The organism is Nonomuraea sp. NPDC004580 (assembly GCF_040609855.1).
GTDB lineage: Bacteria > Actinomycetota > Actinomycetes > Streptosporangiales > Streptosporangiaceae > Nonomuraea > Nonomuraea salmonea.
The window spans coordinates 1-12,299 of sequence record NZ_JBEXLH010000067.1 but is presented as its reverse complement, the minus strand read 5'-3'; the positions used below and the strand labels follow the sequence as shown (position 1 = coordinate 12,299).

Genomic DNA, 12,299 nt, shown 5'->3' with positions numbered 1-12,299 from the left:
ACCGGATGAGGTTCGTACGCAACCGGGCGCTGCGCCGCGTCGCGGAGACGATCGGGATCCTGTTCGGGGTGGCCGTGGTCGTCTTCGTGATGCTGCGGGCGCTGCCCGGCGACCAGATCACGGCCGGGCTGGGCACGGAGGCCGCCGCGCTCACCCCGGCCCAGCGGCAGGCCCTTGAGCAGTACTACGGCCTGGACCAGCCGCTGGTCACGCAGTTCTTCTCGTGGCTCGGCAACATGTTCACCGGCAACTTCGGCTACTCGGCCCGCTCCCAGCAGAGCGTGCTGGAGCTGACCATGAACGCGCTGCCGGTCACGTTCGAGCTGGCCGTGTTCTCGATCGTGCTGGCGCTGCTGATCGGAGTGCCGCTGGGCATGCTGGCGGCATCACGGGCCAACTCGCGGACGAGCTCGGTGCGCGACGCCGCCGGCCAGGTGGTGAGCCTGGCGGGCCTGTCCATCCCGGCGTTCCTGCTGGCCACCACGCTGCTGTCGGTCTTCGCCGCGTCGTTCGGGTTCAACCCCAACGGGCAGGGCTTCGCCACCCTCTTCGAGAACCCGCTGCTCAACCTGCAGCAGATGTTCCTGCCGGCGCTCGTGCTGGGCTTCGGCATCGCGGCGCCGATCCTGCGCACCACGCGTACGGCGGTGCTGGAGGTGCGCTCGGACGACTTCGTGCGCACCGCCCGCGCCAAGGGCGTGCCCGAGCGGCGGCTGCAGATCAGGCACGTGCTGGGCAACGCGCTCGTGCCGATCGTGACCATGACCGGGCTGCAGTTCGGCTACCTGCTGGGCGGCGCGGTCGTGGTGGAGCAGATCTTCTCCGTGCCGGGCATCGGGCGGCAGGTGCTGCTCGGCATCCAGCAGAAGGAGTACGCGGTCGTGCAGAGCACCGTGCTGGTGATCGCGCTGGCGTTCGTGCTGGTCAACCTGCTGACCGACCTGCTCTACCGGGTGATCGACCCGCGGGTGAGGGCGTCATGAGGCGCAGTCCCGCCGCCCTCGCGGGCATCGTGATCCTGGCGGTGCTGGCGGTCGTGGCCGTGCTGTCGTACCTGGGGATGCTGCCCTACGACCCGATCGCGCAGCATCCGCCGTCGCGCTTCCTGGGGCCGTCGGGCGAGCATCTCTTCGGCACCGACCAGTTCGGGCGCGACGTGTTCTCCCGGGTGGCCGCGGGCGTGGGCAACTCGGCGCTGATCGCGGTGGTCGCGGTGGCGTTCGCGACCGTGGTGGGCACGCTGGGCGGGCTGGTGTCGGGCTTCTACCGGGGCTTCGCCGACGGCGCGATCGGCGGGGTGACGAACGTGCTGTTCGCGTTCCCGCCGCTGCTGCTCGCGCTGTCGCTGGCCTCGGTGCTGAACCGCAACTGGTTCACCATCGCCGTGGCCATCGCCATCGTCTACGTGCCGATCTTCATCAGGGTCACCAGGGGGCCCGTGCTCTCGCTCAGGGAGATCGAGTACGTCAGGGCGGCCGTCTCGACCGGCCAGAGCCGCTGGCAGATCATGCTGCGCCACGTGCTGCCGAACATCACCTCGATCATCGTCGTCCAGGTCGCGCTCTCGCTGTCGTGGGCGGTGCTGACCGAGGCGTCGCTGAGCTTCCTGGGCCTCGGCACCCCTCCCCCCGCACCGTCACTCGGTTCGATGATCTTCGAGGCGCGCAGCCTGGTGTTCATCGCCCCGTGGACGCTGATCGCGCCCGGCGCGGTCGTCGTGCTGCTCGTCGTCGGGCTGAACCTGCTCGGCGACGGCCTGCGCGACACTCTCGACCCCAGAAACCGCGGACACCGAGGAACCTGAGGAAAGCGGTGAATCTCTCCGAACTGACGACCGAGTCGGCCGACCCGCGCTTCGCCGGCATCGACACCATGAGCGTGGGCGAGCTGGCGGCGACCATGAACGCGGCCGACGCGAGCGTGCCCGCCGCGGTGCAGACGGCGCTGCCCAGCATCACCGCCGCCATCGAGGCCGCCGCGGCCCGCATGGAGACCGGCGGGCGGCTGGTCTACGTGGGCGCGGGCACTCCCGGCAGGCTGGGCGTGCTGGACGCCTCCGAGTGCCCGCCGACCTTCTCCACGCCGCCCGGCCAGGTGTTCGCGATCATCGCGGGCGGTGAGAGCGCGATCGTCTCGCCGTGCGAGGGCGCCGAGGACGACGAGGCGGCCGGCGCCGCCGCCGTCGAGTCCGCGGCCATCGGGCCGCTGGACACCGTGGTGGGCATCGCCTCCAGCGGGCGGACGCCGTACGTGCTGGCCGCCGTGCGGCGGGCCCGCGAGCTGGGCGCGCTGACCGTGGGGCTGTCGTGCAACGCCGGCACCCCGCTGAGCGCGGCGGCCGAGCACGGCATCGAGGTGCTCGTCGGGCCCGAGGTGATCAGCGGCTCCACCCGGCTCAAGGCGGGCACCGCGCAGAAGCTCGTGCTCAACATGTTCTCGACGATCGTGATGGTGCGGCTCGGCAAGACGTACGGCAACCTCATGGTCGATGTGAAGGCCAGCAACGGCAAGCTGCGCGAGCGGGCCATGCGCATGGTCGCGACGATCACCGGGGCCGGCCGCGACGAGGCGCTGGCCGCGCTGGACGCCAACGGGTTCAACGTCAAACAGGCGGTCGTGGCCTCGCGCTTCGACCTGTCACCGCAGGACGCCGCGGCCCGGCTGGCCGCGGCCGGCGGACGGCTGCGGATCGCTCTGGGGGAGACGGCATGAGGGTTCTCGGGATGATCTCCGGCACCTCGCACGACGGGATCGACGCCGCCATCGTGGATTTCGCAGCGGAGTTCGAGCTCACCGGGGGCGTGCTCGAAGGCAGGGTCGGGTACACCGCGAGCACGCCGTACCCGGAGGAGCTGCGGGCGCGGCTGATCGCGGCGCTGCCGCCGGCGCCGACCACGCTGGCCGAGGTGTGCGAGCTGGACACGCTCATCGGGCAGCGCTTCGCCGACGCCGCCGCGGCGGCCGTCACCGCGGGCGGGCCCGTGGACCTGATCGTCTCGCACGGGCAGACCGTCTACCACTGGGTGGAGGGCGCGCACGCGCGCGGCACCCTGCAGATCGGCCAGCCCGCCTGGATCGCCGAGCGCACCGGCGCGCCCGTGCTGTCGGACGTGCGCATCAGGGACATCACCGCCGGCGGGCACGGCGCGCCGCTGGTGTCGGTGCTGGACGGCCTGCTGCTCGGCGCGCACGAGGGCGGCGCGGCGGCGCTCAACCTCGGCGGCATCTCCAACATGACCGTGGTACGCGGCGGCGACCTGTACGCCTACGACATCGGCCCCGCCAACGCCCTGATCGACGCCGTGGTGACCGGCAGGGGCCTGCACCCGGGCGGCTTCGACGAGGACGGCCGCATCGCCGCCTCCGGCCAGGTGCACGAGGGCCTGCTGGCGGTGCTGCTCGACGAGCCGTACTACCGGCTCGGCCCGCCCAAGAGCACCGGCAAGGAGCTGTTCCACCCCGGCTACGTCGAGCAGGCGCTGGCGCGGACCGCCGCCCCGGTCGGCGACGCCGACCTGGTGGCCACGCTGACCGAGCTGACCGTGCGGACCGTCGCCCAGGACGTGCGCGCGGCGGGCGTGGGCGCGCTGGTCGTCTCCGGCGGCGGCGCCCGCAACCCGGTGATCATGGACGGGCTGCGCGCCGCGCTGCCCGGCGTCCGGGTGGCGCCGTCCGACGAGTACGGCGCCCCCGCCGACGACAAGGAGGCCATCGCGTTCGCGCTGATCGGCTGGCTGACCGCGCACGGCCTGCCGGGCACCGTCCCCGGCGGCACGGGCGCGAGCGCCGCCCGCGTCCTCGGCACGCTCACCCCGGGCGCGGGCCCGCTGGTGCTGCCCGCGCCGCTCGCGGCGGCACCGCGCTCGCTGGTGCTCACCCGATGACCGTCACCGCGCAGCCGCCACCGGGCCTGATCATGGCGGCTCGTACGCCGTGGTTCGAGCTCGCCGAGGTCACCGGTCACCGCACGGTGCGCGCCACCGACGCCGGGCTTGAGGGGGTGGCCAGGATGACCCTGGAGACCTACCACGACCTGGCCTCGGTGACCAAGGTCATGGCGACGACGACGATGCTCATGCGGCTCGTCTCCGATCGGCTGGTGGACCTGGACGCGCCGCTCAGCGCGTACCTGCCGCACTCGTACGAGGCCATGACGGTGCGCGACCTGCTGCTGCACCGGGGCGGCCTGTGGGAGTGGTGGCCGCTTTACGTCCAGCACCGGCTGCCGCCGCCGCGCTACCGTCCCGGCCGCGCCCGCCACTACTCCGACCTGGGCTTCATCCTGCTCGGCCGGATCGTCACCGCCGTCACGGGGCTGCGCCTGGACCGGGCGCTGGCCGAGCTGGTCACCAGGCCGCTCGGCCTGACCTCCACCACGTACGCCCGCCCGGCCGGCTCCGAGGTCGCCATGAGCGCGCTGGACGACCGGGTCGAGATGACCATGCTGGACACCGGCCGGCCGTACCCGGTGCCGTATCGCAGCGGCGACTTCGCCGGCTGGCGTACCGGGCCGGTGCTGGGCGAGGTGGCCGACGGCAACGCCCACCACGCCTTCGGCGGCGTGGCGGGCCACGCGGGCCTGTTCTCGACGGTGCCCGACCTGCTGAAGTACGGCGCCGCCCTGGCCAGGTACGAGGAGCACGACCACCTGTGGCGGCCCGAGGTCGTGCGCGAGTTCCTCTCCCCCGGCCCCGACCCCGAGCAGGCGCTGGGCTTCCGCAGGTACGCGCTCGACCTGCCCGGCGAGACCGTCACCGTGCTCGGGCACCCCGGCTACGTCGGCTGCGCGGTCGGGTTCGTGCCCGGCCGCGACATCGTGCTGGCCCTGGCGAGCAACCGCCTGCTCGTCGAGGGCACCCCCACCCCCACGGACGCCCTCTGGGCCGGCCTGCTGCAGGCCGTCGAACAGCGATCGAGGACCGCATGACGACCCCGCTTCTGGAGATCGACGACCTCTCCGTCGCCTTCCGCGCCCGCAAGCAGGACGTCACCGTCGTCAAGAACGTCTCCATGAGCGTCCTGCCCGGCCAGACCGTCGCCGTCGTGGGCGAGTCGGGCTCGGGCAAGTCCACCACGGCGGCGGCGGTCAACCGGTTGCTGCCCGACAACGGCCGCATCACGAGCGGGCGCGTCGTGTTCGACGGCCGCGACCTGGTCAAGGCGTCGGCGCGGGAGATGACCGCGATCCGCGGCGCCGGCATCGGGCTGGTCCCGCAGGACCCGATGTCGAACCTGAACCCGCTCATGCGCATCGGCGACCAGATCGCCGAGGCCCTGGAGGTGCACGGCGTGGCCACCGGCAAGGCGGCCCGCGAGCGGGTGGTCGAGCTGCTGGACATGGTGGGCATCCAGGACGCGCGGCGGCGGGCCAGGCAGTACCCGCACGAGTTCTCCGGCGGCATGCGGCAGCGGGCGCTGATCGCCATGGGGCTGGCCTGCCGGCCCAAGCTGCTCATCGCCGACGAGCCGACCTCCGCGCTCGACGTGACCGTGCAGCGGCGCATCCTCGACCAGCTCGAACAGCTCACCGCCGAGATGGGCACCGCCGTCTTCCTCATCACGCACGACCTGGCGCTCGCCGCGGAGCGGGCCGACGTGGTGGCCGTGATGTACCACGGCGAGATCGTGGAGACCGGGCCCGCCGCGGGCATCCTGGGCGATCCCGGGCACGAGTACACCCGGCGGCTGCTCGGCGCCGTGCCGAGCCTGTCGTCCGTACGGGTGCAGGAGCCGCCCCGCGACGCGCCCGACCTGGTCGTGGTGGACGGGCTGCGCAAGGTGTTCCCCGGCAGGGACGGCGACCCCGACTTCACCGCCGTGGACGAGGTGTCGTTCACGATCCCGCGCGGGCAGACGGTCTCGATCGTCGGCGAGTCGGGCTCCGGCAAGTCCACGACCGCGAACCTGCTGCTCGGCCTGGACGAGCCCACGGCCGGGAGCATCCGCTTCGACGGCACGGACCTCGCCGGGCTCGGGCGGCGTGAGCTGTTCGCCTTCCGCAGGCGGGTGCAGCCGGTCTTCCAGAACCCGTACGCCTCGCTCGACCCCCGCTACACGGTCGAGAAGTCGATCACCGAGCCGCTGCGCGTGCACCGCGTCGGCACCCCGGCCGACCGGAAGAAGACGGCCGCCGAGCTGCTGGAGAAGGTGTCGCTGCCCGCCTCCATGGCCGGGCGGCTGCCGCACGAGCTGTCCGGCGGCCAGCGCCAGCGGGTGGCCATCGCCCGCGCCCTGGCCCTGTCGCCCGAGCTGGTCGTGCTGGACGAGGCCGTCTCGGCGCTGGACGTGCTGGTGCAGGCGCAGATCCTGGAGCTGCTCGCCGAGCTGCAGCGGGAGCTGGGGCTCAGCTACCTGTTCATCAGCCACGACCTGGCCGTGGTGCGGATGATCTCGCACCGGGTGCACGTCATGCGCGGCGGGCGCGTCGTGGAGAGCGGCACGGCCGGCGAGATCTTCGACCGCCCGTCCGACGGCTACACGCAGGAGTTGCTCGCCGCGATCCCTGGCGGCAGGTAAGTTGGAATTTCAGACTTACACGTGGGAGGGGTGGTCATGCCCAGACAATGCTCGATCGCCAACGCGCTCGAGATCGTCGGCGAGCGGTGGAGCCTGCTGGCGCTGCGGGAGATCTTCCTCGGCGTGCGCCGCTTCGACCAGATCGCCCGCAACACCGGCGCCAGCCGCGACATCCTGACCGCCAGGCTGCGCAAGCTGGAGGAGGCCGGCCTGCTCGAACGCCGGCCGTACGAGTCGCGCCCGCCGCGCCACGAGTACGTGCTCACCGAGTCGGGCCGGGCGCTGCACGAGGTGCTGCTGACGCTGATGTCGTGGGGCGACCGCTACGTCACCGACGGCCCGCCGCCCACCGTCTGGACCCACAGCTGCGGCAAGGTGCTGGAGCCCGTCACGGTCTGCGCGAGCTGCGACAAGCCGGTGCGGGCCGAGGAGATGGCCGCGCTGCGCGTGCACGAGCCACAGTAGTCACGTGAAGATCCTCTTAGTCCAGCCCCCGCACTGGTCCCCCGACGGTCACGCCAACTTCGACGCCGCCGAGACCCTGATCGGCTCCTCCGGCTCCCCCGCCGACGTGCTGCTGCTGCCCGAGCTCGCCGGCTCCAGCCTGCCCCGCGCCGACTACCTGGCCAGGGTCCGCGACCTCGCCACCGGCTCCGGCATGGCGGTCGTCGGCGGCTCGCACTACGACGGCCCGGTCAACCGGGGCGCGGTCTTCGACGCGGGCGGCACGCTGCTGCTGGAGTACGACAAGGTGCACCCGTACGGGCTGGAGCTGCGCTCCGGCATCCGGCCGGGCCGCCCGAGCGCCGGCTTCGAGCTGGCCGGCCGCCGGCTGCACGTGCTGCTCTGCGCCGACCTGTGGTACTCCGCCGGCCTGGCCGGGCGCGACGGCCTCGACGCCGTGCTGGTGCCCGCCTTCTCCGTCACCCGCTGGGACGGCCCCGCCCCCGCCAGGGAGCTGTGGCAGCACATGAGCGTGGCACGGGCGTACGAGTTCATGACGTACGTGGCGGTCAGCGACTGGCACCACGAGACCACGTACCACGGGCATCCCTGCGCGGGCGTCACCGGCCTGGCCAACCCCTGCCCGGAGACGCACGAGGGGTTCTTCACCGGCCCGCCCGACGCGCCCGTCTCGGTCCACGAGCTGGACTTCGCCCGCCTGGACGCCTTCCGCTCCGACCGCGCGGCCCGCGGCTTCCGCTGACGCTCAGGGGCTGACAGCCGGGCCGGCGGCCCGATACGGTCGCTGCTGCCCCCTGAATGCTCGATGGAGTGGTGTCCTGTGCGGTCGTGGTCAGAGCTGCCGGTCGGCCGGGTGGTCCGGCTCGACGCCGACGCCGAGGCGATCGCCGTGAGCATCGACCCGCTGCCGCCGGACGCCCCCGCCATCCTCACCTACCGGCCAGGCCCGGTGACCTCCGTCTCCGGGCTGGTCGCCGCCGTCCTCGGCGAGCTGGACGCGGCGGCCGTCGCGCTGTTCCCCGCCTGGTTACCGGGCGCCGAGGGCATAGAGGGGCCGGGCGGCGCGCACCTGCCCGCCGTCCGCGCCCTGGCGCTGCGCAGGGCCGCCGCCAGCGAGCATTATGGACCGTTCCTGGCCGAACTGGCCGAGCGGGCGCTGGCGGGCGGGCCCAGCAGGTTACGGCCCGAGGTGCGGGCGGCCGGGCTGGTACCAGCCGCATCCGCTGGCCGTGCCGATCCGGCTCGACCTGGTGTGGGAGCGGGAGCGGTGCGTCGTGGAGATCGACGGCGACGACCACCGGCAGGCCGCCAAGTTCGCCGCCGACCGTGCCCGCGACGTGCGGCTGGTCGAGGAATGTGCGCTGCGCGGCGTGTCCGCCATCGTGATCGACCCGAACAACGACCTGGCCAGGCTGGGCGACCCCTGGCCGGAGGAGCCGCCGGGGTGGGAGGCGGGTGACCGGGAGCGGGCGCGGGAGTACCTGGAGAACACCGACGTGGTGGTGTGGACGCCGGGCCGCGCGGGCGGCCGCCCGCTGGCCTTCCAGCCGCTGGTCGGCCTGCCGTCGCCGGAGCAGCGGCAGAGCTTCGTGAGCCAGCTGCAGATGGAGCTGTTCGTCTGGTTCAAGCGGCACCCGGCGCAGGACCGGCCGCTGGGCGCGCTGCCGGTGACGGACGAGGCGCAGACGTTCGCCCCGGCGACGGGCACCGCGGCCTCCACCCGCAGCACGGTGCTGCTGGCCTCGCAGGCCCGCAAGTACGGCCTCGGCCTGGTCTTCGCCACCCAGGCGCCGAAGGGCCTGCACAACCACATCCCGGGCAACGCGGCCACGCAGTTCTTCGGCCTGCTGAACGCCCCGATCCAGATCACGGCGGCCAAGGAGATGGCCAAGCAGAAGGGCGGCGACGTGCCGGACATCTCCCGGCTCGGCGCGGGCCAGTTCTCCGTGGCGTCCGAGGAGAGCGCGTTCACCAAGACGCGCGTCCCGATGTGCCTGACGTGGCACCCGAAGTCGCCGCTGACGACGGAGGAGGTCATCGGGAAGAGCCGGCGATGACGAAAGGGGGAGCGCCGGTGCGGCGCTCCCCCTTCGACCGGGAGCGCCCGTCAGGCGCTCCCCTTTCCGCGGATCAGCGCAGGGCGTAGGCGCGGATCACCTCCTGCGCCACCGCGTTGCCCTTGACGTCGGAGGCCCGCAGCCGCAGCGAGACGAACCCGGACCGCGACTGGGTGAGCGACGTCTCGTAGCGGCCCTCGCCCTTGGCGCGCAGCCGGGCGCTCTTCCAGGTGGCGCCGTCGTCGTACGACACCTCCAGCGACACGTCCTTGATCGCGCTCCGCTCGGCGCCCTCCTGGTGGCGCAGGGTGAGCCCGAGCTTGCGGGCCCCGGCCCGGTTCTTCAGGTCGACCGGTGCGTCGAAGGAGGCCAGCAGCAGCGGCACCACGGTCGGCTCGGCGGCGTGCTCGGAGCCGAACGTCCACTCGCCGCGCGTCCGGACGGCCAGCTTCGCCCACTCGGCTTCGTTGGCGACGTCGTACGTGATCCGGTACGTCTCCTTCCCGGCGGGCAGCGTGCCCGACCCCGAGGGCAGGTAGTTGGTCTGCCACAGCAGCTCGTCGCCCTGGTAGAGCCGGAAGTCGGTCTTCAGCCCGTGCTCGAAGTCGCTGGTGTACGCGTCGCCGAAGTTGCCCTGGGCGTCCACGAAGCCCTGCGGCGACAGGTACAGCTTGTCGCCCTCCCTGCGCGTCGGTTTGCGCGGGTTGAAGCCGGGCAGCAGCGGCTGCTTGAACGCGGTGCGGCTGACCCGCTCCCCCGACTTGTACGCCCGGAACTCCGGCGACGACAGCGAGATCCGCGGCGTGTCGGGGTGCGGCCACAGGTTGTTGTACGCCCGCTCCGGCGTGATCGCCGACGAGGTCCACACCACCTCAGGGTCCGGCGTGACGTACTCGGTACGGGTGCGCGGCGTCTTCGCCATGGGGTGGTTCGTCGAGATGGACGAGGTGTCCCAGGGCTCGAAGACGAAGCGCGCCTCGTTGACGGTCACGTCGTCGGAGAGCTGGCTGTGGTAGCCGGTCTCGATCCTGGCCAGCGACTTCGACCTCACCTTGTACGTGAGGTCGTCCGGCACCCGCCCCTTCTCGCGCAGGTACAGGTCGTACACGTACGGGCTGGCCACGATGCCCTTGGCGACGATCAGCACGGGCAGGTGGCGCGCCCGCTGGACGAGCTTCAGCCCCTCCTCGTGGGTGAGCCGCACGGTCGGGACGGCCAGCTTGACGCCGTTGCCGCCGGTGGTGGCGTCGGGGCCGGGCTGGTCGCTGTAGACGGCGACCATCGCGGCGCCGGCCGTGGCGGCGGCGTTGGCCTGCGTGGAGACCGGCACGCCGTCGGTGCGGCGGATGACGGCGAGCTTGCCGCGCAGGTCGCGGGCTTTGATCTCGGCGGGGGTGCCGCGCCCGGCGTCCACGGCGAGGAGCAGGCGGGTGCCGTCGAGCCGGGGGTACTCGGTGGAGTGGTCGCTGAACTGGACGGGGTCGACGTACTGGGGGTCGAGCTTCAGCCCGAGGGTGGAGAAGGTGATCTCGGGAGCGGTGAGCCGCCAGCGGGTGGCGACGACGAACGTGCCCTTGGTGACCTTCCTGGTGGGCTGGATGAACAGGCGTTCCTCGATCTGGCCGCCGGGCGCGATCGTGGTGCCGCCGCGCAGCGCGGTGCCCTGCTCGCCGGCCCGGTACCACTTGATCGCGGCGGCGGCGCCGGTGTTGCGCTTGGTCTCGTGGTCGGGGGTCTCGACCTTGACCTCGATGGCCTTGCGTGCGTCCAGGACGACCTCGGTGTCCTTGGTGATCTTCATCTCGGGGTCGCCGACCAGGCTCTCGTTGAGCGGGTCGCCGCCGGCGGTGCTGTCCTGCGTGGCGGGCATGGTGAAGATGTGGCCGAGCACGGAGTAGGTGCCGGGCTTGACCAGCAGGCAGGTGCCCGAGCCGTACTTGGCGTCGGTGCAGGGCTGGGCGGGGTCGCCGGGCAGCACGCGGCCGACGAGGGTGCCCTCGTCCAGGTTGAGCACCGTGAAGCCGCCGCGGCCTGTCCTGCCGTCCCTGGCGATGCCGCGTACCCGCAGCTCGACCTTCTCCTCCTCGACGCTGCCGGTCAGCAGCGTGCGGGCGCCGCCCGCGACGAGCTCCTGGCGCAGCACGCCGGGCCGGTCGGCCTTGAGCGTGACCCTGGCCTCCGCGGTGCCGCCCGCGGGGACGGTGAGCCTGGCGGGTTCGACGGTGAACGCGTCACCGGCGCTCAGGTCGAGGCCGGCGGGCTGGTCGCCGAGGTTGCGGTAGCCGATCGTGAGCGTCTTGGCCGCGCCCTCGTCGTTCCTGCCGAAGTCGAGCGTGCCGGTCGAGGCGACGACCGTGCTCTGCAGCGCGGCGGCCACGTCGATGCGGCCCAGGCCCTGGGCGTCCACGGGGATGTCCTGGCCCGGCTTGGCGGTGGCCGTGAGCAGCGCCTTCAGCTCGCCGCCGGTGAGACCGGGACGGGCCTGGCGCAGCAGCGCCGCCGCGCCCGCGACGTGCGGGGTGGCCATCGAGGTGCCGGACATGGAGATCTGCCCGCCGCCGGTCTTGGCGGCGATGATGTCCACGCCGGGCGCGGTCACCTCGGGCTTGACCGCCTGGGTGGCGATGATCGGGCCGCGGCTGGAGAAGGGGGCCAGCTTGTCCTGCTTGTCCACGGCGCCGACGGTCAGCGCCTCGGGGGCGTCGCCGGGCGAGCCGACGCAGGACTCGCAGCCGTCGTTGCCGGCCGCGACCACGAACAGGGTGCCGTGCTCCTGCGTGAGCGTGGACAGCGCCTCGGTGAGCGGGCCCCCCGCCTCGGGGCTGCCGAGGCTCATGTTGACGATCTGGGCGTGCTGCTCGCCGGCCGCCCACTCCATGCCGTCGATGATCCAGGACAGCTGGCCGTAGCCGTCGGCGGCCAGGACGCGGCCGTTGAGCAGCCGCGCGCCCGGCGCGACGCCCTTGCCGCCGTCCACGCCCGCGCCCGCGATCGTGTCCGCGACGTGGGTGCCGTGGCCGTGGGGGTCGCCGGTGGCGTTCTCGCCGGTGAAGTCGCGCTGTCCGGTCACCTTGCCGGTGAGGTCGGGGTGGGTGGCGTCGACGCCGGTGTCGAGCACGGCCACGGTGGTGCCGGCGCCGTCGTGCCCGGCGGCCCACGCGGCGGGGGACAGACGCATGATCCTGTAACCGTATATGTCGGGTCGCAGGGCCGGGATAAAGGTCCGACAATGGAGACACCCCAGCACATCTCAAGAGGAGT

Annotated in this window: 10 protein-coding genes; 9 read left to right on the top strand and 1 reads right to left on the bottom strand. The window is 72.9% G+C overall.

Annotated elements, in window-relative coordinates:
• Window positions 1–5: 5 nt before the first annotated feature.
• The 9 genes from ABZW11_RS39345 (at window position 6) to ABZW11_RS39305 (ending at window position 9,038) form a co-directional block, all read left to right on the top strand.
• Window positions 6–983: an ABC transporter permease gene (locus ABZW11_RS39345; RefSeq protein ID WP_355429207.1), complete on the top strand. Its 978-nt coding sequence runs from the start codon at window positions 6–8 to the stop codon at window positions 981–983.
• The gene (locus tag ABZW11_RS39340; protein ID WP_355429204.1) at window positions 980–1,804 is read left to right on the top strand and encodes an ABC transporter permease; all 825 of its coding nucleotides are present in this window, start codon (window positions 980–982) and stop codon (window positions 1,802–1,804) included. Before ABZW11_RS39345 ends, ABZW11_RS39340 begins: the two co-directional genes overlap by 4 nt.
• An 8-nt stretch (window positions 1,805–1,812) precedes the next feature.
• The gene (gene murQ, locus ABZW11_RS39335) at window positions 1,813–2,712 is read left to right on the top strand and encodes an N-acetylmuramic acid 6-phosphate etherase (RefSeq protein ID WP_355429201.1); all 900 of its coding nucleotides are present in this window, start codon (window positions 1,813–1,815) and stop codon (window positions 2,710–2,712) included.
• On the top strand, window positions 2,709–3,884 hold the full coding sequence (locus ABZW11_RS39330) for an anhydro-N-acetylmuramic acid kinase (RefSeq protein WP_355429198.1): 1,176 nt from the start codon (window positions 2,709–2,711) through the stop codon (window positions 3,882–3,884). Before murQ ends, ABZW11_RS39330 begins: the two co-directional genes overlap by 4 nt.
• The gene (locus ABZW11_RS39325) at window positions 3,881–4,927 is read left to right on the top strand and encodes a serine hydrolase domain-containing protein (protein ID WP_355429195.1); all 1,047 of its coding nucleotides are present in this window, start codon (window positions 3,881–3,883) and stop codon (window positions 4,925–4,927) included. Before ABZW11_RS39330 ends, ABZW11_RS39325 begins: the two co-directional genes overlap by 4 nt.
• Complete coding sequence (locus tag ABZW11_RS39320) at window positions 4,924–6,516, top strand: ABC transporter ATP-binding protein (protein WP_355429192.1); 1,593 nt, start codon at window positions 4,924–4,926, stop codon at window positions 6,514–6,516. The genes ABZW11_RS39325 and ABZW11_RS39320 overlap by 4 nt, the downstream gene beginning before the upstream one ends.
• Window positions 6,517–6,552: 36 nt before the next feature.
• Window positions 6,553–6,981, top strand: coding sequence for a helix-turn-helix domain-containing protein (locus tag ABZW11_RS39315; RefSeq protein WP_355429189.1), 429 nt, complete (start codon window positions 6,553–6,555; stop codon window positions 6,979–6,981).
• 4 nt (window positions 6,982–6,985) lie between these two features.
• Window positions 6,986–7,723, top strand: a complete 738-nt coding sequence (locus ABZW11_RS39310; protein ID WP_355429186.1) for a carbon-nitrogen hydrolase family protein — start codon at window positions 6,986–6,988, stop codon at window positions 7,721–7,723.
• A 379-nt stretch (window positions 7,724–8,102) separates the two neighbouring features.
• The gene (locus tag ABZW11_RS39305) at window positions 8,103–9,038 is read left to right on the top strand and encodes a hypothetical protein (RefSeq protein WP_355429183.1); all 936 of its coding nucleotides are present in this window, start codon (window positions 8,103–8,105) and stop codon (window positions 9,036–9,038) included.
• Window positions 9,039–9,111: 73 nt separating this feature from the next.
• Here ABZW11_RS39305 and ABZW11_RS39300 read toward each other — a convergent pair whose 3' ends face one another.
• Complete coding sequence (locus tag ABZW11_RS39300; RefSeq protein ID WP_355429180.1) at window positions 9,112–12,216, bottom strand: S8 family serine peptidase; 3,105 nt, start codon at window positions 12,214–12,216, stop codon at window positions 9,112–9,114.
• Between the last annotated feature and the right edge of the window lie 83 nt (window positions 12,217–12,299).